Annotated in this window: 26 protein-coding genes; 3 read left to right on the forward strand and 23 right to left on the reverse strand. The window is 60.8% G+C overall.

All coding sequences use genetic code 11. The features are described from left to right. Window position 1: 1 nt before the first annotated feature. The 14 genes from eutJ to HPY55_00765 form a co-directional block, all read right to left on the reverse strand. Window positions 2-829, reverse strand: coding sequence for an ethanolamine utilization protein EutJ (gene eutJ, locus HPY55_00700; protein ID NPV69148.1), 828 nt, complete (start codon window positions 827-829; stop codon window positions 2-4). Then, window positions 822-1,505 carry a phosphate propanoyltransferase gene (locus HPY55_00705; protein ID NPV69149.1) on the reverse strand — a complete coding sequence of 228 codons (684 nt, stop codon included), beginning with the start codon at window positions 1,503-1,505 and terminating at the stop codon, window positions 822-824. The genes eutJ and HPY55_00705 overlap by 8 nt, the downstream gene beginning before the upstream one ends. A gap of 14 nt (window positions 1,506-1,519) precedes the next feature. Next, window positions 1,520-2,029 (reverse strand): BMC domain-containing protein, encoded by a 510-nt coding sequence (locus HPY55_00710; GenBank protein NPV69150.1) that lies wholly within the window; start codon window positions 2,027-2,029, stop codon window positions 1,520-1,522. 5 nt (window positions 2,030-2,034) lie between these two features. Continuing rightward, entirely contained in the window at window positions 2,035-2,517 is a 483-nt protein-coding gene (locus tag HPY55_00715; protein NPV69151.1) for a dehydratase, read from the reverse strand. Then, window positions 2,514-4,343: a diol dehydratase reactivase subunit alpha gene (locus tag HPY55_00720; GenBank protein NPV69152.1), complete on the reverse strand. Its 1,830-nt coding sequence runs from the start codon at window positions 4,341-4,343 to the stop codon at window positions 2,514-2,516. The genes HPY55_00715 and HPY55_00720 overlap by 4 nt, the downstream gene beginning before the upstream one ends. Before the next feature lie 48 nt (window positions 4,344-4,391). Further along, window positions 4,392-4,913: a diol dehydratase small subunit gene (locus HPY55_00725; GenBank protein NPV69153.1), complete on the reverse strand. Its 522-nt coding sequence runs from the start codon at window positions 4,911-4,913 to the stop codon at window positions 4,392-4,394. A gap of 17 nt (window positions 4,914-4,930) precedes the next feature. Further along, the gene (locus HPY55_00730) at window positions 4,931-5,578 is read right to left on the reverse strand and encodes a propanediol/glycerol family dehydratase medium subunit (GenBank protein NPV69154.1); all 648 of its coding nucleotides are present in this window, start codon (window positions 5,576-5,578) and stop codon (window positions 4,931-4,933) included. 29 nt (window positions 5,579-5,607) lie between these two features. After that, window positions 5,608-7,275: a propanediol/glycerol family dehydratase large subunit gene (locus tag HPY55_00735; protein ID NPV69155.1), complete on the reverse strand. Its 1,668-nt coding sequence runs from the start codon at window positions 7,273-7,275 to the stop codon at window positions 5,608-5,610. A gap of 160 nt (window positions 7,276-7,435) precedes the next feature. Continuing rightward, a complete protein-coding gene (gene pduB / locus HPY55_00740) occupies window positions 7,436-8,227 on the reverse strand; it encodes a propanediol utilization microcompartment protein PduB (protein NPV69156.1) in 792 nt (263 codons plus the stop codon). Window positions 8,228-8,276: 49 nt separating this feature from the next. Next, the gene (gene eutM, locus HPY55_00745; protein NPV69157.1) at window positions 8,277-8,552 is read right to left on the reverse strand and encodes an ethanolamine utilization microcompartment protein EutM; all 276 of its coding nucleotides are present in this window, start codon (window positions 8,550-8,552) and stop codon (window positions 8,277-8,279) included. 34 nt (window positions 8,553-8,586) lie between these two features. Further along, window positions 8,587-9,081 (reverse strand): ethanolamine utilization protein EutP, encoded by a 495-nt coding sequence (locus HPY55_00750; protein ID NPV69158.1) that lies wholly within the window; start codon window positions 9,079-9,081, stop codon window positions 8,587-8,589. Between the two features lies 1 nt (window position 9,082). Continuing rightward, window positions 9,083-9,424: an ethanolamine utilization microcompartment protein EutS gene (gene eutS / locus HPY55_00755; protein ID NPV69159.1), complete on the reverse strand. Its 342-nt coding sequence runs from the start codon at window positions 9,422-9,424 to the stop codon at window positions 9,083-9,085. A gap of 184 nt (window positions 9,425-9,608) precedes the next feature. Next, the gene (locus HPY55_00760) at window positions 9,609-11,255 is read right to left on the reverse strand and encodes a response regulator (protein ID NPV69160.1); all 1,647 of its coding nucleotides are present in this window, start codon (window positions 11,253-11,255) and stop codon (window positions 9,609-9,611) included. Beyond that, entirely contained in the window at window positions 11,256-12,506 is a 1,251-nt protein-coding gene (locus tag HPY55_00765) for a histidine kinase (GenBank protein ID NPV69161.1), read from the reverse strand. Between the two features lie 568 nt (window positions 12,507-13,074). Here HPY55_00765 and HPY55_00770 point away from each other — a divergent pair. Then, window positions 13,075-13,593: a hypothetical protein gene (locus HPY55_00770; protein ID NPV69162.1), complete on the forward strand. Its 519-nt coding sequence runs from the start codon at window positions 13,075-13,077 to the stop codon at window positions 13,591-13,593. A gap of 171 nt (window positions 13,594-13,764) precedes the next feature. Here the strand turns inward: HPY55_00770 and HPY55_00775 are convergent, their stop codons facing one another. The 9 genes from HPY55_00775 to HPY55_00815 all read right to left on the reverse strand — a co-directional run bounded on the left by HPY55_00775 (window position 13,765) and on the right by HPY55_00815 (window position 25,413). Then, entirely contained in the window at window positions 13,765-14,832 is a 1,068-nt protein-coding gene (locus HPY55_00775) for an NAD(P)-binding domain-containing protein (GenBank protein ID NPV69163.1), read from the reverse strand. A 95-nt stretch (window positions 14,833-14,927) separates the two neighbouring features. Then, entirely contained in the window at window positions 14,928-16,064 is a 1,137-nt protein-coding gene (locus tag HPY55_00780) for a hypothetical protein (protein ID NPV69164.1), read from the reverse strand. A 191-nt stretch (window positions 16,065-16,255) separates the two neighbouring features. Next, window positions 16,256-17,356, reverse strand: a complete 1,101-nt coding sequence (locus HPY55_00785) for a hypothetical protein (protein ID NPV69165.1) — start codon at window positions 17,354-17,356, stop codon at window positions 16,256-16,258. A gap of 268 nt (window positions 17,357-17,624) precedes the next feature. After that, window positions 17,625-19,382 carry a sigma 54-interacting transcriptional regulator gene (locus HPY55_00790; GenBank protein ID NPV69166.1) on the reverse strand — a complete coding sequence of 586 codons (1,758 nt, stop codon included), beginning with the start codon at window positions 19,380-19,382 and terminating at the stop codon, window positions 17,625-17,627. 181 nt (window positions 19,383-19,563) lie between these two features. Continuing rightward, a complete protein-coding gene (locus tag HPY55_00795) occupies window positions 19,564-20,772 on the reverse strand; it encodes an acetate kinase (protein ID NPV69167.1) in 1,209 nt (402 codons plus the stop codon). Window positions 20,773-20,821: 49 nt separating this feature from the next. Beyond that, a complete protein-coding gene (locus HPY55_00800; protein ID NPV69168.1) occupies window positions 20,822-21,421 on the reverse strand; it encodes a phosphate propanoyltransferase in 600 nt (199 codons plus the stop codon). A 337-nt stretch (window positions 21,422-21,758) separates the two neighbouring features. Next, the gene (gene arcC / locus HPY55_00805; GenBank protein NPV69169.1) at window positions 21,759-22,709 is read right to left on the reverse strand and encodes a carbamate kinase; all 951 of its coding nucleotides are present in this window, start codon (window positions 22,707-22,709) and stop codon (window positions 21,759-21,761) included. Between the two features lie 180 nt (window positions 22,710-22,889). Then, complete coding sequence (locus HPY55_00810; protein ID NPV69170.1) at window positions 22,890-23,057, reverse strand: hypothetical protein; 168 nt, start codon at window positions 23,055-23,057, stop codon at window positions 22,890-22,892. A gap of 19 nt (window positions 23,058-23,076) precedes the next feature. Beyond that, a complete protein-coding gene (locus tag HPY55_00815) occupies window positions 23,077-25,413 on the reverse strand; it encodes a copper-translocating P-type ATPase (GenBank protein NPV69171.1) in 2,337 nt (778 codons plus the stop codon). Between the two features lie 220 nt (window positions 25,414-25,633). On the opposite strand from HPY55_00815, the gene HPY55_00820 reads away from it, so the two are divergent. After that, window positions 25,634-25,903, forward strand: coding sequence for a hypothetical protein (locus HPY55_00820; GenBank protein NPV69172.1), 270 nt, complete (start codon window positions 25,634-25,636; stop codon window positions 25,901-25,903). Beyond that, window positions 25,881-26,306, forward strand: a complete 426-nt coding sequence (locus HPY55_00825; protein NPV69173.1) for a PIN domain-containing protein — start codon at window positions 25,881-25,883, stop codon at window positions 26,304-26,306. Before HPY55_00820 ends, HPY55_00825 begins: the two co-directional genes overlap by 23 nt. The last annotated feature ends 87 nt before the right edge of the window (window positions 26,307-26,393 follow it).

Below are 26,393 nucleotides of genomic sequence, written 5' to 3' on the forward strand. Positions count from 1 at the left end.
GTCACCACCCCGCACAGGACATGGCAATTCCCAGCGGCGTCACGAGCAGCGGGTAAACCGGGAGGTATACAGGGAGGTCGAGCTCTTCCTCCATCACCCGCTTAAACCCGGTAAAGGCGCAGGTGCCACCCACCAGGTACACTGCCTCCACCCGGTAACCCGCGGTGTGGCGCCGGACGATGGTGGCTATCTTCTCCATCACCGGACGTACAATTGGGAGAAGCCCCGGCTGTTCCTCGGAGCTACGCTTGCGTGCTTCGGCTTCCTCGGTAGAAATACCAAACCGACCGGCTATCACCAGGTCCAGATGGATACCGCCGGTGGGTTCGTCCGCCGCGTAAATCACCTGGCCGTCTCTAAGTACCGAAATCCCCGTCGTGCCTCCCCCTGCGTCCACCACCGCTCCGTCACTGATCCCCAGCACCCGCGCCGCAGCCGTCGGTTCGTCCACAATGGCCGTAACCTCCAGGCCGGCTGCTTCCAGCACGTGGCGGGTAACCTTCGCGTTCCCGGCCTCGGTTCCCGGCGGGATAGCGGAGGCGCCGCGCGTGAGTTCTATCCCCAGGCGTTCTCTCAGTGAGTTTGCCTGGCGGCGCACAATTTCCACGGCACCCACGTAGTCCACGATCATTCCTTCCCTAACCACCCGGGCAGGCGTAATCTCCCCTGCCAGGGGAGTTCCATCAGCGTCCAGCGCCACACTGACCACGTTAGCCGTGCCCACATCCACCCCTACGCGGACGGGGTTGGTGGGCCGGCGGGCCAGATGGGGCGCCATGCGTTCCGCCAGGGCAGCGATGAGGGCATTGGCCTGCTCCAATTCACGCACTTTTCCTCTCCCCGCCCCGCAGCAACTCTACCCGGTCTCCGGACTTCAGGCCCGCAGCGTTGGCTTCGTCCGTATCGATGTGCAGTTCCAGCTGGGACGCGGCCGAAACGCGCACCAGCACCCGGCCAAAGGTGAGCGCGCGGTCGCCCCCCGGAACCGCCACCTCCACCATCTCGCCGTCTTTAAGGCCCCAGGTCGCAGCTTCAGCCGGCGTGATGTGGATGTGCCTGAGGGACACAATTACACCCTCCCGCAGGAAACGCGCGCCTTTGGGGCCCACGATTGTGATCCCCGGGGTGCCGGCAATGTTCCCGGAGGCGCGTACCGTGGGCGGAATCCCCAGGGTAAAACAATCGGTCTGGGAGACTTCCACCTGGGTTTGCCCGCGCGGCGGCCCGAGCACCCGCACCCTGGTCAGAATTCCCTTGGGCCCGACCAGGGTTACAGTCTCTTCGGCAGCGTACTGCCCGGGTTGCAGCGGCTCCCTGGGGATAAGGTTATGATCGGAGCCGAAGAGCTCGGCCACATCCTCCGCCGAGAGATGAATGTGCCGGGCCGACACCCCCACCGGGATGAGGAGATCCTCGCCCACTCCGGCGGGTGCGGCAGGCTGGTCCTTGAGCCGCGCAAGTACGGCCGCAACCACCTGGGCCACCACTTTTTCTCTATCTTCCATGGGGTTGGGCCCCTTTACTCCGCGTGATGGATGCATCTGGAATGCGGTTCTCCCTTGCGGCGCGGGCAGGCCGGGTCGCCGCACAGGTTGCACACTTCGGCCGCAGACGACTCAGGTTCCGGCCCAGTTGCTGCCTCCGCCGGGGCCGCCTCCTCCACCGGTTGGACGGCCTCTTCGACGGGCGTTGCCTCCTGTTGCGCGACCGCCTTCTCCGCCTTGCGGGTCGACTTCGCTTCCCCCACCGTCTCCGGTGAGCGGATGAGCTTTGTCAGGTCCGAGTGTGGCCGCGGTATTACGAGTTTGCTCACCACTTTTCCCACACGGCTGGCAGCAGCCGCTCCGGCAGCAACCGCAGCTTGCGCCGCCGCGACATCGCCCGTGATTTTGACCGTTACCATGCCACCACCACGGGCAAGCTCGTAACCGATCAGCCGGACGTTCGCCGCTTTGACGGCAGCGTCCGCGCCTTCCACCGCTGCAGCCAGTCCTACTGTCTCAATAAGCCCTAGAGCCTGTTGCTCCACCGTCTTCACCTCCTCTGCTCCGCCAGCACCCTCTGCACCACTCGCGCCACGAGTTCATTCAGATACTCGTCGGCTACCGGCTCCGGCGCGCGTGAACCCGTCAAGGGGGGTGTATCTTCCTTCTCCTTGAAAGGAATTCCCTTAACCAGCCGGGCCGCATTGGCGCCCAAGTGCCTGGCGTGAGCTGGGTCGCATTCGTCCCTTCTTATGTAGAACAGGGGCTTTTCTTTCGGCAGGCGACTGAAGTGCACAGCAAGGCCGTCAGCGGCAATGCCGATGCCGGTTCCGAGGGGTGATGCCTGCGCGGCGGAGAAGGCAAGATCCACTGCGCCGGGTGCATCCGCGGCGCTGAGCACGCCGGGAATACCCTCTTCCTCGAGGCCGAGCTCCACCTCCCGGCAGGGCTCCAGCGGCGCTTCCGCACTCCGGTATACCTTTATATGGGGCTTTTCCCTGTGCGCCCGCTCCTCCAGGCCCACTCTCTTCACTCCTTGCAGTCCTCGTAAGCCAGGACCAGTCCTGTAGCCACGGCGTTGCGTGGACCTTCTGAGCCGCGTACGTTAGCCTGACCGGCCACTACCCCGTACTCCGCGAGGCGGTCGGTGATGAATCCGGCCACCTCCCAGTCCAGAGATGACCCACCCACCAGGGCAACGAAATCGATGTCACGGATGTTTCCGGTCGGAATGACCTGTTTGAGTGCCCGGATGCTGTTTTCCACAAAGACGCGGCGTTTGGCGTCCCGCCGCACGCCCCGCACCTTCTCCAGGCTGTGTTCGCCCGGAAGTGGCACCAGAGCGCGCCCCTTGAGCAGGACAACCCGTCCGAACACCTCCGCTGGCAGCGGCTCGCTGAAGAATTGCACAGTCCCATTCTCATGCCGGATGTGGTACAGGCTCTCCACCTTGGCCAGCGGGTAGCATTTGATGTCTTCCGCCAGGCCTGGGTCATCCAGCCCGAGTTCGGCGCCGATGAGGAGCGTAACCATGTTGCCCGCCCCCGCCAGGTGCACGGAGCGCACTTCGCCGCTTTTCGAGATAAGCGCAGCATCAGTGGACCCTGCCCCCAGGTCCAGGATGGCGAGCGGCGGGCTGGTGCCCGGCGTGGTGAGCGCACCCCGGATGGCCATCCTGGCCTCCACTCCGCCCACTTCCACCTTGATACCCGTGATACCCGTCTCCGCCTCGAGTGCCCGGGCAATGCGTTCCATCTGCAGGCGGTCCGCCTTCACCATGGCAGCGAGGCCGACGGCGTTTTCCATGGAAAACTCGTCAGCGATACCGCCCCGCACCTTCTGGGGTATGAAGGTATCCACCGCCAGGAGATCCTGGATCGTAATTCTGGCCGCCGGCTGATCCGTCAGCTCGGCCATCACCTGGCGGACACGCTCCAGCATGCCGCCCGCGTTGGTCCCCGGTTCACCGTGAACATCCTTGAGCGGCGCCACCTGCGCCAGAGCCTGCATGATCGCATCCGCGCCTTCCTCCACGTCCACCGTGCGCGAGTGGCGCTCACCCATGATGGTCAGCTTCCCGGCGGCGATGCGCCGCTCCCGCACGTCCCCGGCCGGGGTCCTGATGACCACCGCTGAACGGTTGCCGATGAGCGCACGGGCTATGGGCACCACCGCTTTGGTTTCCTCGGGGCCCAGCCCAAATACGGTAGCAATGCCGTAAGGATTCGCCAGCGTGGTGATTGCCGAACCCGGCGCGGAAACCTCGATGGCCGAGAGCATCCCTAGCGGAACCTTTTCGATAAGCCGCACCTCATCGACCACCGGAAGCGGCTTCGAAAGCCGGTTGGCGATCAGCACACCGTCGTCGCGCTGGGCTATCACACCCTGAACATCTATGCCCCGAGCCAGGGCACGGTTGATCGCCTCAGCCGCCACCGCGAAGTCCCAGCTGGCCGGGACTACCACGAGCACCTTCGTGCCCGGCGCCTGCAGCGAGAGGTCCGCGATCGGCGTGGTGAAGCCCGTGCCCAGGCCCAGTCCCCCAGGAGTAGCGGGGTTGTGGCCGATCATCGTGGATTCGGTGATCACCGTTTCCGTGATGGTCTCCATGGCCACATCCCCGATGACTGGGGTCGCCTCGTTGATGCGGATGAGGTCAAGATCCTTGAGCCCTAACCCCGCTTTGTCCAGGGCCTGACGAAGGGCGCTGAAGATTCCGTGCAGGTTCTGGCGCGTTCCCTTGATCCCGGTGGTAGGGACCAGGCTGCTGGCCAAGAACTTTAAGCCATCAGCGCCGATCTCGGCCAGGGCAACCTCGGTTGTAGCATTTCCTACGTCCACTCCGGCGAGGTGCCGCAAGGTATCTACCTCCAACACCCGACTGGACGCCAGGTGTCTCGCGTAGTCTCAAGCGCTGCGCAACCGGCCGCGCCGCTCGTACACCTCGGCGGCCTCCCGCACCAGAGCCGCGTTCATGCTGGCGCCGTACTTCTGTTCGATCTCATCGGCAATGGCCAGGAGCTCCTGCTTGGTGGAACGATACGGCCGAAGGGCCCGGTAGATCTCGAGGATGCGCTCGTCGGGGATCCGCGTGAGCTCAGCGGCGCGCCGGAGGTTGCGGGCAAACTGGGGCCGGCCGGCTTTCTCGGCAATCCCTGCCTGCATCTCCAGCGTCTCGGGCGTGATGCGGACGTCCTGGGGAGTGATGTCGCCCTTGAGCACTGCCTCGAGCGTAATATCGGACAGCGGTTTGCCGTTAGGTGTCTTCACCAGTCCCGGGCGTTTAGTGGCCAGCGGGTAGTCGCGGGCGGGGTCCAGGCTGGGCTTGTTCACCGCTCCTGCTGCGAAGGCCGGGGCGGACGCCTGGTTGGCCTGCACCGACTTGAGTACTTCCCGCACGATCTGTTCAATAAGACTCTCTTGCACCACATGCGTCACCTCCCCTATTAGAAGCTAACGGCAAGCTCAACCGGTTTCGCGTTGCGGTCTACGTGCTGGGTCTCCTTGATGTGAAGTACCGCCGCCACAGCCTGGTACTTGGGACGGGCCATCTGATCGTTCTCAGTAGGCACCGGGCTCGGGGAACCGCCCTTCGCGTACCGGGCCGCGTTCCGCCCAATTGCCCGGTAGGTCTCTGGCTTGAGCAGCGGGCACTGGGGGAACAGTTCGAGGTTGGAGAGCGGGTCGAGGTCCTTTTGGTGGATGACTGTAGTACCGCGGGACTGGATGCCAATGCCGATGCCCGACCCGGAGAGCTTGGCGGCCGTGTGCGCAACAAAAGCCACGTCCGAAGTGTGCCGTACCCGGATTGCGCGTGCCCGCAGGCCTTCTTCCTCGATCCCGGCGATCATCTCGCGCAGGACGACGGCATGGGGAATCCCAAGGATCGTTTTTCTCTGGTGAAGCCCGAAAGCTGGCGCCAGGCCGATCACCACCTCGTCACCCTTCGTCCCGCGCTGCGCCGGGCCCAGCTCCTTCTCACCTACCGGCGCGGGGGGGGCATCTGGCAACGAAGTCTTGGCCGGCCGCGCCTGTCCCATACTGGCCAGAACTTCTTCTACCACCTGGCGAACGAGCTGTTCGTTAATCTGCATACCTTTCCACCCCTTTCTTCAGCCGGTTTTCAGCCAATTTGATCCGGGCGCATGGCCCACGGGATGTTCTTGATCTCTTCCCAGCGCTCGGGTGAGAGGCGATAACCCGTGCCAGGGCCGGCGTAGTCGTTGGGATCGTTGATGGCGCTTCTCATAACAAAGTTCTTGTCGATGACCGCGGATGTGTGCAGGTAATCGCCCGACACGCGCTGCTTCAGCATCCCGAGCACGTTGTTCGCCACATCCTCAAAGCCGTTCTTGGCCAGGGCCTTCACGATGTCGAGGCCCGTGACAGGACCCTTGAAGAGCTCCTGAGCCGCCTTGAGGTCCTCCACCACGTTACGCTCGGGCATCTCTTTGCTGCCGTGCGCATAGGTAGCCGCCTCAACCTCTTCGTCGGTAATTGGAGGCAGGCCAAGTTCCCTGAAGATCGCCTGAAGCGCCCGGGCCGCCTTGTTGCGGATGGCGATGACCTCTTCCTCGGAAACCGGACACAGGCCGCCGTCTACCATGAGGTCGCGCTGCAGTACCAGGTAATCGTCATAGTCCTCGGCGTCGAAGTTGGAGCCGGCGAACATGTTATCGTAGTTCGGTACGGCGCTGTAACCCGAGAAGATGAGGTCAGTCCCGGGCAGGAACTGCATCATTGTGCGGGCTGTCCGCCGGATATCGGAATGGCTGAAGGTCTGATCGTTGCCGGAGGCGACCTCCAGGTCGAGCATGGTGGTGATGAGGTTTTCGGCCAGCACCGCTCGGATGCCGCTGGGCACGGCGCCAGGCACGCCGATGCAGCTGATGGACCCGTTCTGCAGCCCCTGCACTCCGGCGCCCTTGGTGATGTACACGCACTTGGCTTCGAGATAAAGCATTGATTTGCCCTCAGCGTAACCCATCTGAACCTCGGAGCCGGTCCCTGAGGTAAAGCGCATCTTGAGGCCACGCGAAGCGTAAGCGGAGGCCAGGAATGCCTTCGACCAGGGCGTATCGTCGCCGTCGACGAACACATTCTCAGTGCCGTATACGGAGATGGTCTCCGCGTACGCCGTAAAGCCCTTCATGCCAAGCTGGAGTTCGGTTGCCTCTTCCAGCGCGCACTGGGTAAGGACGCCGCCCCGTCCTGTCTGCGAGCCGACGAGAAGGGCGAGGGCATTAAAGGGAGCATAGCGTACTACGCCCACCGTCGTCTCGAGCTCGTCGAACCCGCGGAAGGCGGCTTCGGCCCCCTCGGCGGCGATTTGTACAGGGTTGTCGCGCAGGCTGGTGACGTGGGCCTGGTTGCCGGGCGTCTTGCGGCAACGAACCTTCTGCAGGGCCATCATCATCTCAACCACGTTCATGTGGCCCAGGACCTCGCAGATCTTTGCCGGGGTCATGGCCGTGGTGAGCCTGACGATCTCGGAACGCGGCACGTTGACATCGACGATCATCCTGGCCAGTCCCTGAGAGTCCATGCCAACTACTTTTTCGGCCAGTTCCAAATTTATGGCGTGGTCGGCAATGAACTGTTCGATCATATCGAACTCGCTGCGCGGCTTCCCGTCCATCTCCACCACGCGGCCGTTTTCGATCCTGATGCTGGGTTTAGGATCGTTTGGGCCGTTCATGGCTACAAGACCCACGTCAGCCCACTCCTGCACGAAACCGTCCTGGTGGACCGGCCGCTCCTTCAAGACCTCGAAGCGCTTGGATCTGTTCAAGGATTATCCCTCCTTGCTCGGTAATCTCGCGCCCCCGCAAAGCGCCCGTTACGGCTGTCCCCCGTGGCATTCCCCCACAGCACAGGCGCGCCCACGCACGGTTTGCCCCGGCTCCTGGAGCGCCGGTCCAAGGCGCCGCGCGGGGAATACCACGGTAAATTCAGATGTAGGGCTTGCCGGTAACGGAAGCGGGGGCTGCACCCAGGGACCCGAGGAGCTTCAGGCCCACTTCGCGGGCCGCTATAAGCGCCTGGCGTACAGCGCCCGAGTCGCCGCTGATGAAAAGGATGACCTCGTTGGAGAAGCTGGTGCCCTTGGCTGGACTGGCATAACCAATGGCATCCACATTGGCCGCCTTGACTGCCGTATCGGCCATGACAACGCCGATTCCGGCTGGAGCGCCTACAGTGAGGCCGAAGGCCTTGCCGATGGGGGCGCTAAAGGCCTTATTGCAGGCGAAGCTGGCGCGCGCGGTGTACTGGAACTCCAGGTGGCCGGCGTCGTTGGCGTAAACATCCCCAAAAGTGCGCTCCAGCTCTTTAAGGGCTACTTCCACCGCCCGCCGGGCATCGCTCACCTCTTCAGCGCCGAAGATGATGAGGCTGCCGTGGCCCGCCCCACCTTTAGTGTCACGCGCCAGCTGGATGCTGACGATTTCCGTGTTGGTGGCCTTGACCGCCTCGTCGGCCGCCATGATCTGCGGGCCGGCTCCGGTGCGGCCGCTCAAAACGCCGATGGAACGGTACCTGGGGTCGATTCCCATGCGCTCGTGCACAGCGGGGTCAACGTTGGCAATGACGAGACCGATGGTCTCCCCCAGCGCAGTGCCGACAAATTCCGTGATGTTGCACGCGAAAGCCTTGAGTGGGACGGCCGGTTGCGCGGCCGGCGCTGCGGCCTCGGCTTTCTTAAGGACTTCCTGGACGATCTTTTCGACCAGTTCATCTTTCATCAGTCATTCGCACCTCCGTGCTGGATTGAGGATCGGGGGGTGACGAGCCTTATCCTTTAGGGAGGATCTTCTCCGTATCGGTGTGGGGCCGCGGGATCACGTGGACGGAAACAACCTCGCCAACCTTCTGCGCCGCCGCAGCGCCAGCGTCCGTAGCCGCCTTGACAGCACCCACGTCACCGCGTACCATCACCGTGACCAACCCGGAACCGATCTTCTCGTACCCGATGAGCGTAACGTTGGCTGCCTTCACCATAGCGTCGGCCGCCTCAATGGCCCCTACCAGGCCCTTCGTCTCCACCATTCCCAGGGCTTCCAGCGCCATCCTGTCTGTACCTCCTTCTCAAAATACTCTGACTCTATCCGGAGCCCCCGTCTTTTCCCCTGTGCTCCTCACCCCCTCCGTGTGCTTTCCCAGGGCCTGCTCTGAACGATTCCAGGTTGGCTGCCAGAGCAGCCAGACCATAACCGGTGAGAGCCGAGACGGTAAAGTACGGTTCCTCAACCCCGGCCAGCGCCAGCTCCTCGCTCGCCGCCTTAAGGCTTGCGCCCGGTACGTCGGTCTTCGTGATAACGCCCAGCACCGGCCGGCAGAAGGAGGACGCAAAACCCGGGGGCGGGCGAAAATGCGGGCCGGCCGCGGCAGTTACCCACAGGACCACGTCCGCCTGCTGTGCGGTAACGAGAAGCGCCCGGTAGAAACGCGGGAGTTCCAGGTACTCGCCAGGCGTGTCCAGGGCAGCGCCCGTGCACTCGATCATCTGGGTCTTAGCGGCTTTGCCGCCACAACCCACCAGGGCGCGTATCAGCGTGGTCTTTCCGGCGCCGCGCGGCCCCACAACCAGGTAGCGCATCTCACGAGCGGGTCAGCGGCGCAGCCTGGAAGCCGAGCTCGTGGCTGAGGAAAGTCGTTGCCTCCCGCAGGGCCGTCTCCACCGCGCTCACCGGCCCCGTGACCACCAGGGACCCCGTGAAGCGATCCACAAAGCCCACCTCGACCGCCGCCATCTTGACCGCACGGTCCGCAGCGACAATCGCCGCTTCGCTCGGCGTTATTGTCATGATGCCGATGGCCTGCCCCGCCGTGAGACCCAGCTTCTCCGCCAGATTCGATTGCGGGTGGGCGATCAGATGAGCCAGGGTCACCTGTTTGCCAGGTACGTACTCCTGGACGACGCGCGGCTTCTCTTCCGGCACGCCCTTGCCCCCTCAGATTCGAGCGCTTGTTGCTTCGCCCTATCCGATCCCGTTCCTTGAACGCTTTTTGCCGGAAGGCGATGCCATGTTGTCCTTTCTTTACAGGTTGGCAGGGGGCCTGAGGGTATGTCTTTCGTGGAAGCAAGAGGGGAAGAAGGTGGCGGGTACGTTCTTGCGCTTTCTCTTACTTTTTTTGCCCGTCGGTGGAGCCCCACAATTCCTCGCGGGCCGCGCGGAACCGCTGTTGCCGGTACTCGCCGGGGCTCATGCCGAAGTGACGGCGGAAGATGCGGCTGAAATAGTTGGCCTCGGCGTAGCCTACCCTCTCCGCGATGGCGGCCACCGTGTCGTTGGTCCGCGCGAGGAGCTTCTTGCCCTCTTCCAGGCGTAGCTGTGTCAAGTAGTCCATAAAGTTAACCCCCTCCTTTTCCTTGAAGAGACGGCTGAGGTGGAAAGGGCTAAGGTGAACCTTCTTGGCCACGTCCTCCAGGGAGACGGATTCGCGGAAGTGTTCGTTTATGTAGCACTTAGCTTGCCCTATAACCTCGTTTCGAACGGCCGCTTGGCTAGCCTGGACCGCCGCAAGGCACCGTTCCAGCACGGACCAGACCCACTCTTCCACGGCGCGCGCCGTCCGCGCCGCGGCAAGCTCCTCCAACGAGGCACGCTGCAGTGCCGCCAGCACCTCAGGTCCTGCCCCGCCTTCCATGGCCGCGCGCGTAAGTGCACCCGCGAGCTCTAACGAGTGGGCACGAATAATCTCGGCCTGGCCCGCTGCAGCCGTGCTGAACCTTTGCCATAGCTCGCGAAATGCAGCACGGGCAGGCTCGGCCTCGGCCAACCGCATGTTCTGCACCAGGCGCATCTCCAGCTGGTAGGGATAGTCTGTGATCTCACCGCCGGAGCGCTCCAGATCAGAACTCACAACCACCTCGTCCGAGCCAAAGAAGCTCCCGTACTGAACGGCACGCTGCGCAGCGGCGTAGGAGAGAGGTACCTCGGCCAAGTCCGCACAGGTCGTTCCCACACCCACCGTGACCGTGCAGGGAGTGGATGACGCCACCTCCGCCCGCAGCTTTTCAGCGAGCTCCCGTCCCTCCCGATTACCGCCCGACACCTGCGCCAAAACCAGGAACGTGTCGCTCGCCATGGGGGTCACCAGGGCCTGGGCGCCATTCTGCGCAGTGCGGAGCAAAGCCTCGTAGACGTCTTTCTTGAGTACCTGACGTTCCACTTCGCGCCTGGCCCGGGTAGCAGCCGCAAAGTGGTCGATATCAACCAGGAGCACCTGGTAAGGGCCGGAGGTCAAACCGAGGAACCTGGCCCGTTCCTCCATCTGGGCCAGGTCCGTACTGCGGTCGCTCACCAGGTCCAGCACCAGGCCAGTAGTGATTAAAGGCATCATCGCCTCCAGTTCCCGGCGTAGCCGCTTGTCTTCCTCCTCCCGAGCTGTAGCCTCCGCCAACTCAAGGCACATCTTGTCTACCACACGCAGGATTTCCTGGGGCCGTGCCGGTTTGAGCAGGTAATCACTGGCCCCCAGCTTCAGGGCTCGTTGTGCGAAGTCGAATTCGTCGTAGGCCGTCAGCACTACCACCTTCAACCCCGGCGCAGCCTCCTTTAAGGCCCGGGTAGCCTCGAGCCCGCTCATCCCCGGCATCTGAATGTCCATGAATACAATGTCGGGCTTCAATTCCCGGGCCAGATTGAGACCTACGCGCCCCGAGCCAGCCTGGCCTACCACCTTTACCTGGGGCCGCTCACGCTCCAGGATAAAACGGATGGCCTCGCACTCCAGAGGTTCGTCGTCTATCAGAAGCATCTTGACCATTCAGATTCCCGCCTTGGCCGGCCGGTAGGGTAGGGTAAGGGTGATCTTGGTACCCTCACCAAACCGGCTCTGCACGTCCCGGTGATACCCTGCCCCAAAGTAATACTGCAGACGTTGGTGCACGTTGCTCATCCCCAGGCCAGTAAGGTGGCTGCGGCCCGAACGCTTGGACTCAAGACGAATGACCTCCTCGACCACCGTGGGCGGCATGCCTAACCCATCGTCAGCCACCTCAATGCGCACTCCCTCGCCTTCGCGCAGAGCCCGGATAACAAGGTGGCCGCCTTCCTCTTTCGGTTCCAAGCCGTGGACGATGGCGTTTTCTACCAGGGGCTGCAATGTAAGAAGCGGGATTTCCGAGTCCAAGCAGCTCTCGTCAATGTCCAGATCCACCTGAATGCGGTCACGAAAACGCGTCTGCTGAATAAGAAGGTAATGCCGGATGTAGGCGATCTCGTCGCGGAGCGTAGCCACCTGTCCGACCTTGCGCAGGCTACCGCGGAGAAGCTCAGCCAGGGCAAAGACCACCTCCTGCGTCTTGGCTGCTCCTTCCAAGAGGGCCAGACGGCTAATTGTGTTCAGCGTGTTGAAAAGGAAGTGCGGGTTGATTTGCGACTGCAATGCCTTGAGTTCAGCATCCTTTAGGGCCTTTTCCAGCTCGGCACGCGCCTTGACTTCCTCCACCAGACGGATATTCTGTTCGTTGAGCTGCTGCTGCACCATGCTGGCCACGCCCTTTTCAGCTATGTAGTTTGCGATTGTATACATAAGCTGGGCAGAGGCCATTACCTTGGCAAATAACATGGTGGGGATGCCTTCCATGAGTTGTTTTGACTCGGGGATCTGCGCGATGTTTAGCCCGGGTTTGGCAATCCGGTCTAAAGTGGCCATGGTCTCTTCCTCGACGAGTACCTGGCCAGCCATAATGGACCCGAGGTACTGCCCGTTCACAACTATGGGGGCGGCCAGGTCAACGAGCCCCATGTGACAGCGGTAAATGTAGGGACGGCCCTCGCGCACCGCCTCCAGCCCTGCGTGGGCATCGGACTGCTCACAGCCCTCGCGCCCCTTGGGATACTGGCGAACCCGGGCACAAAACGGGCGGAAGTTACTGTACCGTACTATGGGCTTCCCCTGGAAATCCACAATAATTGACGCAAGCCCCGTGGCATCGGAAAAGCGGTCCTGAATCTCCTGCAGCACAGAGACATCTACTGCGTCGCGCAGGTAAAAATGGCGCTGTAGAGCCATCCTTCCCCCTCCTTTGAGCCGTTCGCTGCCCTTGTCCGTTCCGCGATCGCTCCGAAGGATAGCACCTCTTACACTGCCCCGGCATTGCCGAGGACCCCGCAGGTTTCGCCGTGAGAGAAAACAGACGTGTTGACTGGTGATAGCGTGCCTCCGTTCGAGACAGCCGCGCGTTCCCTATCTAGCTAGGCCCCTGATGATCCTGCTCTCCGTACTGTTTACCCTGGTCTGCAGCCCACTTCCGGGGGAATTGATCTGGATCGGCTATGAACTCGACTGCCTGCAGGCATTGCAGCTTTGCAGGCCACCTTTCATGTCGAAAACCCGCCGAAAAATGCCGCTGGCCCATTAGGAGGCGAAAACCGCTACTCCAAGGTAACAGGTTGAATCCATTTGTCGGCCTTCATCCTTTTGCCCAAGAAGGTTTCCACTCCAGTCTAATAATTCCTTTGGGTACTCGCTTGTAGACGCCGGCGTCAATTCGTTGGCCCGGCAGGTTTATGATTTCACCGCGAAGAAAAGAACAGGCCGGTATCACTTCCAGACAGGTTACTTGGGGAGGAAAGTGACAATGGAAGAATCTCTCAGCATTATTGCCCAGATGATGGCGGTCGCGGCCAGGACGGCACCCAAGGCCGCGGGCCAGGATTTCGTGACGATCAAGGTCGTGACGGGCGGCGACGTGCAACAGCTTGCGAACGCGATGGACGAATTCGGCAAGGAATCGGGAAAGGCCAACTTCGACAGGGACGCGGCTAACGTGAGATCGTCACCAGCCGTGCTCCTGCTGGGGCTGAAGGACGCCAAGACACTCGGGCTGAACTGCGGCGCATGTGGGGTTTCGAAGTGCGCCGATCTGAAGAAGGTGGAAGGGCCCGAATTCGCCGGCGGGCTCTGCGCCTGGCGAATCATGGATCTCGGGATCGCGCTCGGCTCGGCCGCCAAGACCGCCAGCATCTTCAACGCGGACAACCGGATGATGTACCGCGCCGGCGTCGCCGCTCGCAGGATTGGAATGATAGACGCGGACGTCGTGGTGGGCATCCCGATTTCGGCGACGGGCAAGAGTATCTACTTCGACAGGAAGTAGTGTAAGAGCGGCAATCGTCACGGATGACCGCGAGATCGTCAATGCGGCAGACGCGACGGGAGTCCAATTGCATAGGCTGCCGTAATGCCTGAGGGGCAGGGCTCAGTTCCAGCCCTGCCCCATCACACCCAGTACGCTCAGAGGAGATCTCCAGAAGTATAAATTCACCTCCTATTGGAGCCTCGATATCAGTTCCTCGACCGAGGTCCCCTCCAAGCCCAAGGTTCGCAGGTTACGCCCCTCGGACCAGAGGTCGGTGCCCAACAGGTGAGAAACGAGGTGGATTACCGAGTCTATGATCGGAGTCGGCACACCCGCGATCCGGCCCATGGATGAATAGAAGACGAGACCCATGGGCACATCTTCGGTAAGGTACCGGTCGGTAAGGGTCTTGGGCCCTTTCATCTTGCGTCCGGCCTCGATACCTTCGTAACCAAACTGATCGATAAACACGCGCCCAACTTCTTCGGGTAATTCGCAATGGGGTTCGCCAAGGCCGAAAGCTTTCCTGACTTCCACCCGCTCCTGGTCCAGGGAACGCATGACTCTCCATACGGAGGGCGTCATTGCCTCCCTGTAGAGCCAGAACTCCCCCTGCGAGTATTCGATCCTGCTCGCGCTGAGCAGCGTCGGCACAGGGTGTATACAGGGATTGGTGTTATTGAGAGCGACGTCAAGTATGTTGTTTGCCGGGCACACTTCCGGATAGAGCCTCGCCAATACCCTGCATGCTTTGTTGGTGCGGCTTGCAGGATACGCAGCGAATGGGTTAAAGACCGCGCGGATGTGGATTGCCACCTCATTCTGGTCCACCATCCTGGCTCCGTACGGGAGAGTGGACGTTTCACCTAAGGTGATGTCTTTCCTTATGCCCATCTCGGCCAATACCTTTCCGAACAGGTAAGAGCCGAAGCCCCCCGGAAGCAAGAACACGTATTGCCCGTCTTCAAGATATGGCCCGCACAGTCGCGCCATGGACTCCTGCGCGAAAGCGGGAACGATTACGAGGACGACTTCGGCTCCAGATAAAGCTTCCTGAGGGTTGTGGGTTGCAACGTGCAGCGGGGCCAAACCCTGCCGCCATATGCCGCTCAGCCTGAGTTGTTTCGTTTCCCGGATGGCTTTGAAAGACTCCTCGAACTGCGGCACCTGGAAGAGCCGCACCTCGTGACCGTCCAGCGCCATATGTGCGGCAGCGGCCACACCGCCGTGCCCTGCGCCGAGTATCGCTATCTTCATACTTCTCCGCCTCCCTGCAGGCAGGATAGGCGCTACCCAATTCCATCTAACCAGGGATAGGGATTGGGTAGCGCGGGTTCATGTGGCTCACCGGGTTACTTGACCTCGAGGGTCTTGGAACGACCGATCTTGACCAACCCGATCGTCAGGACGGGAATCACATGAGCGACAAAGAATCCCCACGAAATAGACCCGTATCCTTTTGCGATGAGGTTGATCAGCCCGAACCTCGACATTCCGATGCTCAATACCGCCATTACCAGCGCAATGACGGCCCGCAGCGGGCTCGTCAAGGTCTGGCCCTTCTCACGAAGCGTTGCGGCCACGCGCTCGTTCACGCCGTGGATGAAGCCTATGCCGGTCTCTATCAGCGTCCCGAAGAGCGTAATCTCATAGGCTGCGAGGATTAGCACCGAGCCGAGCCTGGTCAGCGCGAAGAGAGCAGGTATCTCCGATTTGAGGATCTCCGGATAACCGCCAACCACGACCACGTAGAAGAAGAATGCAGGCAGTATGGCTATGAGGGAGCTCAGGATACCGGAGACCACCGCTTCGCTGCGTTTCTCTATGCTGCCCAGGGTGAACAGAACGGCAGGGATGCATCCAAGGTTGTAGAGTCCGTACTTAAATCCGGCCAGCGCCCAACCTGGTTTAACCTCACCCGTGCCAAAGGCCTGCGCTATCGAAGGGCCAAACTTCGACAGTCCCGCTACCAGGAAGACAATGTATACCGCATACAGCGCGAACGACCACCAGGACATATACGTTTCGATCGCTTTGCTTCCATAGTACGCGAGGAAGACCACCCCGACGAGCATGCCGACGACTCCGGCGAGATAGGGTATGCCGAACGTATCCCTCAGGATGGATCCGGACGCCGCTCCCACCACTGCGAGAACCAGGAACAGCAGGAGGATGTAGAGAACCTCGTACACGGGCCAAAACGGCCCCAATAGCTCTTTGAAGAACCCACGGTAGTCGTACTGCTTGAAGACCCGGGCAAACTCGTACGAGGCCGAAAGGACGATAGCCCACATTGTGGCGGTGACCAGGAACATGCCCAGCAGACCGCCGATAGGACCATAGTTGAGGAAGAACTCTACCAGCTCACGGCCTGTGCCATATCCACCGGCTATGACTACGGATTGAAAAACGAATCCGGGAAGCAGGTAGACGCGAAATAATCTCGAGTCGAGGAACGCATTGAGACGGAACCCCTTGTTACCGGTCATTCACGCACACCTCCTTGGGATTCTGGGGGTTCAGGGTTTTCCACCGGCCGGGGATCTGCCGAAAGGGTAAGGCAGACCTGATACTCACTCTCGTTCGTCAACCTCGGGCCGCTATCGGCAGATTACCCCGGCCTTCAGTTCTCCAGCGTGTCTCCAGCGTGGGTCCTGTATCGTCTGGATACCTGAAACACCTACATACCATCGACGTACTCGACGATCTGGCTCGGGGTCATGTCCGCAATACCCAGCTGCTTCAGTGTCCTACCCATCTGCCAGAAGTTCTGGTTACAGACTGCAGACCCTATGTACACGATGCTGTCGGTGACTGGAGTCGGCACGCCCAGTTTGTCACCGAGCTGGGATACCGGCACCAACCCGAAGGGCAAGTCCTCCGTGATGTACCGGTCGTAGATAGTGTGAGGACCTGCGATGGAGGCGATGACTCCAGCCGTGTCGAATGGGGCCTGGAACGCCACGCCCATTATGCTGGTGGTCGCCCGGAAATCCCGATCCTCGTACTGCAGGACTTCCAGCCCCATGGCCTTGGCTACGCTCTCGACTTCGATGAAGATGTGACGGATGACCCTCGCTACGGCCTCCGTTATGCCCTCCCTGTACATGTTGAAATCCCCGCGGGAATACTGGATGCGTCCCGTATTAAGCAGGGACCCCGGTGGGTGAACGATCGGGTTCGGGTTGCAAAAGCCGGCGACAAGCACGTTACGGCACGGCTGGAGGCAGGGGTACGCCAACTTCAGGACATCTACAATCTGCGCCGATTTCTTGCCCGGCAAGGAGGCCAGGAGTACAAGCGGGGCGGCGCAAAGGAGGTTCACGACTCCGGCCTCTTCCAGCCGTGTCCCGTAAGGCAAGGTATTTGCTTCCGCGATGGTAACATTCTTCTTGATACCGCTCTCCTTCAACAAGTGAGCCAGGCGCAGTGAACCGTAGTCACCAGCCCATACCACCACGGCCTGACCATCCCTGAGGTGAGGGAGGAGCTCCTTGAAGAAGGTATCGTGACCGGTGGCCGGGATAACCACGTTGATCCACTCGACGCCTTCAAGAGCCTCCGCCATGTCGGTCGTGACCTTCGCGATCTTTGCCTTGCCGGTCCGTCCCATGCCCTTGAGCTCGATCGTCTTCGATTCGAGAACAGGCGCGAATTTGGGGCCTTTCGCGAACTCGGGCGTCTCGTACAGATGGACAGTGTAGCCAGCAAGCGTCAAATCCGCCGCCATCGTCTGGGCGCCGTTACCCCCGCCGAGAACGGCAATCGGTTTGTTTAACACCGCATCACTCCCTTTCCGAATAGTGGACACCCGAATCCTTACGTGTCAAACCCGATTGCAAGGAGAATGCCATAAAAGGAATGCTGTAAGAAGCATGGTATTAACATGGTTGTGCAAGCACAACCGAATGAAAATCGAAGAAGGGGGTGTAACAGGTTGTTACAATCCCCTTCTTCATTCGCGTTCTTGAGTCGCTCGCGACCCAATGTAACCCCTTGTGACATGTCACGCGAACGTGTTACATAGGGCGTGATTCACCAGGCGTAATTCAGTCTTCCAGCAGCCTATAGATGGTCTGGCGCGACACTCCCAACAGATTCGCGGCTCTCCTCTTATTGCCCCCTGTCAGTTTCAGCGTCTCCATGACCGCTTTCCTATTGGTATCCATTTGCTCCTTTTGGCTGATGAATTTACGTCCCGCAGGATGCAGTCCTGACACAAGCAAATCGTCCTCGGTGATGTACTTCCCTTTACAGACGCAGAGAGCCCTGGATAGCGTGTTCTCCATCTCCCTGGCATTACCCGGCCAGCTGTGGAGCGACAACACCCTCCTGGCTTTGGGGTCTATTCCCTCTACCTCCTTGTTGATCGCTTTGCCCAGTTTCTTCAAGAAGGAATCGGCCAGAACCTGGATATCCTCTCTCCTCTCTCTCAGAGGAGGTATGCTAATATAAAGTACCTTAAGTCTGAAGTACAGGTCGGCCCGGAACTTCCCGTCCCTGACCATCTCTTCAAGGTCCCGGTTGGTTGCCGCGATTACCCTGACATTAACGAAGAAGGGTTTACTTCCACCGATTCTGGTAATGCTCGTGGTTTCGAGAACCCTTAAGAGTTTGGCCTGCAAGTGGATCGGCATTTCGCTTACTTCATCGAGAAACAGGGTCCCACCGTTGGCGAGCTCGAACTTTCCTGGTTTGCCACCTTTTCTGGCGCCGGTGAATGCCCCCTCCTCGTAGCCAAACAGCTCACTATCGATCAGTTCGTTGGGGAAGTTGGCACAGTTGACGGCAACAAAGGGCTCCGACTTCCGGGCGCTGTAATTGTGGATGGCCTGGGCAAAGAGCTCTTTACCGGTTCCACTCTCGCCCTGTATTAATATGTTCGCTGTACTCTGCGAAAAGGTTTTTGCCAGGGATATCCTCTCTTTTATTGCCGGGCTTTCGCCGATTATGTCGTCAAATCTGAACGTCGCTTCATACCCTGCAATGGTGTTGGCCAATTTCCGGGAACGTTTCATGCTTCTGAATATATCAATGGCGCCAATGATGTTCCCCGAGTCATCAAAGACGGGGTAACCGGAGTTATACAGATGCATCGCATTGCCTTTGAACTTCAAAAAATACTCATAATCCACGATGCTCGTTTTCTTATTCAGGATTTTGAGCAAGAAGGAATTCGTGACGAATTCGTCAATGCTTCTGCCTATGAATTCTTCCCGTGGCGTTTTTGTCATCTCGCAGCACATTTTGTTAACGTAAACGAATCTGCCGTCTTTATCGCACGCGGAGATTCCATCTTCAATATGATCAAGGAAGCGCACAAGGAGCTCATATTTCTTTTCGGCGTTGTACTTGTTAACCACTGCTGCAATGTCATTGATGTTCTTAGCGGTGTTCACCAGGAATTTTGGGATGTCGTCCTCTTCTTTGTCTGTTGCGAAGCACAAATAGTAATCTAAACCCTCTTCTTCCCCCGATTTATGATAAAAGTACAAGATGACCTTCCCAGGCTCATTTAAATCCCTGACGAATTTCGCGACTGTATCGGAATCAATCTTCGGCTTATACGATATGTCGAAGCATTTCCCTACCAATTCCTTCAACTGCGGTTTATCTTTAGCATGTACGGCAAGGATCGTGAAACTGCGGTCCAGGAGTAGAAGGCAAGAGTCTTTCCCACACATGGTCATGAGGCAGGATAGACCAAAACAGTCTGTCAATACGCGTCTTCCTGTATCAATGGCCCTTTCCACAACATCCTTGGCTATCGCTGAGTAGAGAAATCGAATGACAACATCGTTGAGCATAATAACCTCTCCCGGCTGAAGTGGGTGATTTGTGCTTCACTGGTGAGACCCTGCTATCCTTCTAGCAATCACTATGCTCATGATGAGTATGGGTCACATGGTAAACCGCCCCGTCAATCAAGCGGGGCGGCTGTGTTCTGAAACTGGCGGTTGTCGGCGCATGCCGGACTGTGGGGGTACTCTAGTTCTTCTCGAGGGACTTGACGATCTGCATCGTGTCCCGCGCAATCGCGAGTTCCTCGTTCGTGGGCACGACGAGCACCTTCACGCGAGAATCCGGCGTAGAGATCTCCTTTTCCCTGGCGGGGCTTTCGTTCAGCGCCTTGTCGACCTTGATCCCAAGGACGCTCAGCTTGGAGCATACGTGCCAGCGCACCAGCGTCGAATTCTCGCCGATCCCGCCGGTGAACACGAGCACGTCGAGCCCGTCCATCGCGGCTGCGTAGGCGCCGACGTATTTGCGCAGCCTGTAGCAGAAGATGTCGAACGCCCGTTTCCCGTTCTCGTTCCCCTCGAGCATCGCCAACTCGATGTCGCGCATGTCGTGGGATATCGCCGAAAGGCCCTTCATGCCGCTCCGCTTGTTGAGGAGGTCGTTCACTTCCTTGACCGACATCTTCAGGTCCACGACCATGTGATAAGTCAGTGCGGGGTCGATGTCACCGCACCTGGTCCCCATCACCAGGCCCTCGAGCGGCGTATAGCCCATGCTCGTGTCGACGGACTTGCCGCCGTCGACGGCGGTGATACTGCACCCATTGCCGAGGTGCGCGGTTATGGTCTTGAGATCCGCCGGTTTCCTGCCGGCGATTGCCGCGGCGCGTTCGGAAACGTACTTGTGCGATGTCCCGTGGAAGCCGTAGCGCCTGATCCTGTGCTCCGTGTACATTGAATAAGGTATGGGGTACAGAAAGGCGTGCGGCGGCATGGTGGTGTGGAACGCCGTGTCGAAAACCCCGCACTGCGGCACACCGGGCAACAGATGCTCGGCCGCCTCGATTCCGAGAAGGTTGGGCGGATTGTGCAACGGCGCAAGAGGTATGTTCTTCTCGAGGGCTTTCTTGACCGCTGGAGTAATCAGCATTGAACCCGCAAACTCCTCGGCGCCATGGACAACGCGGTGGCCCACGGCGTGTATCTCGGAAAGGCTCCTGACGGCCCCCACCTCGGGGTCCTGCATAGTGTCGAGGATGATCTTGATGGCGACCGAGTGGTTCTTGACCGGCAGCACGTCGCGCTTCTTCACGCCCCTCTGAGTCTGGTGTGACAGGATCCCGTCGTCCATACCCACGCGTTCGATCTGCCCCTTGCAGAGAACAGACTCATTCGTCATGTCCAACAACTGGTACTTGACGCTCGAGCTCCCGCAGTTCAGCACAAGCACGTTCATGTCCATACCTCCATACTCCGGATGTGTTGTGGGTTTGTCTGGTCCCGGGTCACTTGCATCCCATTACCAGGACGACCGTATCACCCGTGGACAGGAGGGCTGCGTTTGCCTCATCCGTGTCGATGTGACACTCGAGGGCGTACTTGGGGCTGACGCGAACCAGCACGTCGTCGAAGGTTGTCTTCCGATCACCCTTGTCGACTCGAATACTGACCACGTCCCCATCCTTGCACCCGAACCTTGCAGCCTCGGCTGGGCTCATGTGGATGTGGCGCATGGCCAGTATGCACCCTTCCTTGAGCCTGATCTCCCCTTTCGGGCCTTTCACAACGAGGCCCGCGGAACCGTGAATACTGCCCGATTCCCGCAAGGGCGCCTCCACACCGAGCTTGAAGGCGTCGGACCTCGAGACCTCGATTTGAGTCTTGTCTCTGACCGGGCCCATAACCCTGACGCCTTCGAAGGAACCCTTAGGACCGGCAATCGTTACGGTTTCAGCACAGGCATACTGGCCGGGCTGGCCCAGGTCGCGAAACTTCGTTAGCTCGTGGCCCTCGCCGAAGAGCGTGCAAAGATCGTGCTGGCTGAGGTGAATATGCCTGTTGGATACCCCTACAGGTATTCCCTGAGGGGGCGCCTGGTTGCTCAAGCGCTCAGCCTCCTTATAGAGTTTGCGCGGCGGTCGCAAGAGCGTCTGCCGGCGCGTAAATACAGTACTGACTCTCGCCTATTCGCCGTATAAACAAACATTTCCTTGCATCGCTGCATGGAAGAGTGATGCGACCACGTCAAGGCCATGGCCGGCGACCGGAGGTAGCCCCCCGATCGACAACTCGCAGGATAGCACTGGCCTTGCAGCGCGTCAAGCGCGCGCGGCCCCCTCCGCGGCCCGCCCTGGGGAACCACAAACAGAACAGCCCGGCCGATTGAACCGGGCTGTATTCCGCGTTGGCCCTGTGCGATTTTACGAGGCCAGCCGATGGATCTCAGGCGCCCGTGACTACGCGCGTCCCCGCCTTCCCCTTCAGCGCTTCGACCGCCGTGTCCAGGGACGAGATGATGGCGATGCTGCCGCCGCCGGCGACGAACCTCCTGCACGCCTCCACCTTCGGTCCCATGCTCCCAGCCTTGAAATGACCCTCTTGCTGGTAGCGGACCACTTCGTCGAGGGTGACGAGGTCCAGGTTTGCCTGGTCGGGCTTTCGGAAGTTCAGGGCGACCTTGGGCACGTCGGTCAGTATCAGGAACACGTCCGCCCCTATGTCCGCGGCCAGTCTCTGCCCGCCGAGGTCCTTGTCGATCACGGCCTCCACGCCCACCAGGCGACCACCCTCATCCACGACGGGGATCCCGCCGCCTCCGTTGGCGATGACCACCGCGCCCGAGTTCACGAGCGACAGGATAACGTCCCTCTCGACTATCCTTATGGGGTCCGGAGACGGCACAACCTTCCGCCACCCGCGACCCGCGTCCTCGATCCAGGTCTCGCCCTTCTCCCTCATTGCAGCGCGGGCCCTCTCCTCGGTATAGAAAGGCCCCACGGGCTTTGTGGGTTTGGCGAACGCGGGGTCGGACCGGCTGACGACCATCTGGGTGACAACCGTCACCACGGGCACGTTGACGCCCTCTCCGCGGAGTATGTTGGTCATGGACTGCTGGATCATGTAACCGATGAGACCCTGGCTTTCGGCGCCGCACACGTCGAGTGGCATGGCGGGCACCTGCCCGGACCCAGCCTCATTTTGGATGAGTATGTTGCCGACCTGGGGGCCGTTCCCGTGAGTTATGACCACGCGGCAGCCGTCCTTCATCATGGCCGCTACCTGCTCGCAGGTCTTCCTCACGTTCTCGAGCTGCTCTGCGTACGTCCCCTTCTGGCCAGGCTGGAGTATTGCGTTACCACCGAGCGCTACTACGACCGTCTTACCGTGTGACATGCAGCGACCTCCTCAACATCGCATATATATGCATGGGCCGTGACTGGAGATGAAACCCATGCTAATGCGCAGCGTTGGGGAGTTTCGCCATAAGTGGTTTCCATACCTTCATGCATATCCCACTGAGCGGAATTGCTTCCCGATAATTGCGCCTGCCGTCGCCCACTGCAGGCCGCCCGCTCACCTCTGCCTTATGTACCTCGTCGAGAGAAGGTAACCGGTTATCGCACCGGCCATGCAGCCCAGCACGGTGAGCCCTGGAAAACCGAAGAAGCGGATGGTAAACCTGCCCAGCAACGCCCCCGCAATGGAGCCGAGGGTCACGAGAACGGCCCTGTTGGAGATCATCCCTGGCTTATCCTCCGTTTCAGCGGGACGGCCGCCGGAGCGTGCCCGAGGGGTTGTATCGCCTGAGGCGCAGGGAGTTGGTCACCACCGACACGGAACTCGCCGCCATGGCCGCACCCGCGATTATCGGGCTCAGCTTGCCCAGCGCGGCCACGGGTATTCCGACGGTATTGTATACGAACGCCCAGAAAAGGTTCTGCTTGATCGTCCTCATCGTCGCCCTGGACAGCCGGATGGCGCGGACAACGCCCCTCAGGTCCCCGCTTATCAGGGTGATCCCGGCAGCCTCCATGGCGACGTCCATCCCCGTCCCGATCGCGATGCCTATATCCGCGGTGGCCAGCGCGGGGGCGTCGTTTATGCCGTCCCCCACCATGGCCACGATCTCGCCGCGGCGCTTGAGCTCCTCGACCTTACCCGCCTTGTCCCCGGGGAGCACCTCCGCGATGACCTCATCGATCCCGGCCTGTGCCGCTATGGCGCGCGCGGTGCGGCGGTTGTCCCCCGTAAGCATCATCACCTTGACGCCCATCGAACGGAGTTCATCCACCGCGGCGCGGGCTTCGTCCTTCAGCGTGTCGGCCACGGCCACGACTCCGGCCGGCGCCCCGTCCATCGCGAGGACGATCGCGGTCTTGCCCTGCTCCTCGAGCGCGATCACGTGGGGCTCGAGCGGTTCCATGCCTATCCCCGCATCGCGCATGAGCGCGCGATTACCCGCCAGCACCTGCCGCGCGGTGGCGTTTGACGAGACCGTCGCCCTGACGCCCTGGCCGGGTATGGCCACGAAGTCCACAGGTTCTCGAACCTCGATACCCTGTGAACGGGCGTATTCCACGATGGCTACCCCGAGCGGGTGCTCGGACCCCCGCTCCGCGGAGGCGGTAAGTTCGAGCAGTGTGGAGCGGTCCAGCGGTTCGAGCGTGACGACGTCCGTGACGGAAGGCTGCCCGCGTGTCAGAGTGCCGGTCTTGTCCAGCACCACGACCGTCACCTTGTGGGCGCGCTCCAGGTGCTCTCCTCCCCTGATGAGGATACCCATCTCCGCGCCGCGCCCTGTGCCCACCATTATCGCGGTCGGAGTGGCGAGACCCAGCGCGCACGGGCACGCGATCACGAGCACCGCGGTCATCGACAGCAGAGACCTCGTGACGTCCCCCGTCACGATGAACCACGCGACAAACGTCACCGCGGCAACGCCCAGGACCGCCGGAACGAAGTACGCCGCCACGGTATCGGCGATGCGCTGGATGGGGGCTTTCGACCCCTGCGCCTCCTCGACGAGGGCGATGATCCTGGCGAGCGCCGTGTCGCGGCCGACCTTTTGCGCTTCGAACGTAAACGAGCCGTGCTTGTTGATAGTACCCCCGATTACCTCGCTCCCCGGTGACTTCTCGACGGGTATGCTCTCGCCGGTGAGCATGCTCTCGTCAACCGCGGAATGGCCGCTCACCACTACCCCGTCGACAGGTATCCTCTCTCCCGGCCTCACAAGGACGTGGTCGCCCGGGCGCACCTCCTCGACCGGGACCTGCACCTCCTGGCCGCCCCTGATCACCGTCGCGCGGCGTGGCTGCAGGCCCATGAGCTTCTTTATCGCCTCCGAGGTGCGGCCCTTGGCGATCGCCTCCAGAAGCTTGCCCAGCACGACCAGCGTGAGTATCGTTGCGGACGCCTCGTAGTACATGTGGCCTTCGATGAAGAACGTGGTGGCCACGCTGTAGAAGTAGGCGGCCGACGTGCCCACTGCCACGAGCACGTCCATGTTGGCGGCCCCGTGAATCAGGCTGAGCCATCCCCGCCTGTAGAACTGCCAGCCCACGATGCCCTGCACGAGGGTACCGAAGGCGAACTGCAGCCTGGCGTCCTCCAGGAAACGGAATACGTGGACGCCCAACAGGTGGCCGAACATCGGAAGAATCAAGGGGACCGTGAGAGCGGCCGAAAAAGCGAATGTCGCAGTCTGGATTCTGATCTCTCGCTCGCGCTCGGCCCGCTCGGCGTCGGCGGGGCTCCTCGACGGCTCTCCTGTCTCCCCGCGCGCCGCGGCGCCGGCCTCTCCCGAGGGCCGGTCCGCGTCCTGCGCCCTGTAGCCGAGCTTGCGCACCGACTCGAGCAGTGGCTCCAGCGGCGTGCCTGGCAAGACGTCTACCGAAGCCCGCTCTGTAGCGAGGTTGACCACCGCCCCGATCACGCCGGGCTGCCTGTTGAGCTCCTTTTCGATCCTCGCTGCGCAGGAAGCGCAGGACATCCCGCCTAGCAGGATGTTCAGCCGTTCCGTGCGCACCTTCGCCACGCCGGCCTCGCCGTCACGGACCACTTCGTCTCCGCCGGTTGTTGCGTGTGTGCGTTCCATACGGAACACCCCCGAATGTTTGCGACCGGCCCGCTACGCGACTGCATCTGCGATTGCGCCAGGCCCCTGTTAGTATACCCCCCATAGGTATTTCGCTTACATCTTACTCCACCGGAGCTCCGGAGTCAAATCCATCAGACAGCCCACCGCACCGCTTGTCGAACGGAAATGGTTGCGGACGCCGATGTGCGATGTATACTTAGATGTAGGAGGTGGGCTCTTGGAGCGGATGGTGAGGAAACAACTATACATCACCTCGGAACACGAGTCGAAGCTGAAGTCAAAGTCGAGCGAGACCGGGGTGAGTGAGGGAGAAATCGTCAGGGAGGCACTGTCGAGATACCTGGACTCCTCCATTCCCCGGAAGCAAGGGCTCTCCAACTGGGAAGACGAGATGGCCTTCATCAAGTCACTTCAAGCGAAGGGCCCAGTTCCCGGAGGCCGCACCTGGAAGAGGGAGGAACTCTATGACAGGCCCCGCACTGATTGACTCAAACATCCTGGTATACGCGTACGACCGATCGGAGATGGAGAGGAGCCTCGTGGCGAGTGACGTGATTAACAACCTCGCCCGGACCGGCTTGTTGATACTCAGTTCGCAGGTTCTTGCCGAGTTCTTCGTGGCGGCCACACGGCGTATTCGTCACCCGCTCACGGCGTCCGAGGCTACCCGGTCTGTCCTGCGCTACGCGGCCGACTTCCCCGTCGTAGCCATCACCGGGCCAATTGTGCGCGAGGCCCTTAGAGGAGTGGCGTCTTATGGTCTTAGCTACTGGGACGCTCAGGTGTGGGCCACGGCCCGGCTCAACCAGATTGAAACCATTGTTACGGAAGATGTGCCGTCGCAGGACGAGATCGAGGGGGTCAGGTATGAGAATCCATTCGAGCATTGACGACGGCCGGCGACCTCAGTGGCACGAAAAGAAGAGGGCGGCTCGGCTATCCCGCCCCCTCCTGGACCATGAGCCCCGCTTCAGTTT

The sequence above is a fragment of the Bacillota bacterium genome (genome assembly GCA_013178305.1).
Classification (GTDB): Bacteria; Bacillota; Sulfobacillia; order JABLXB01; family JABLXB01; genus JABLXB01.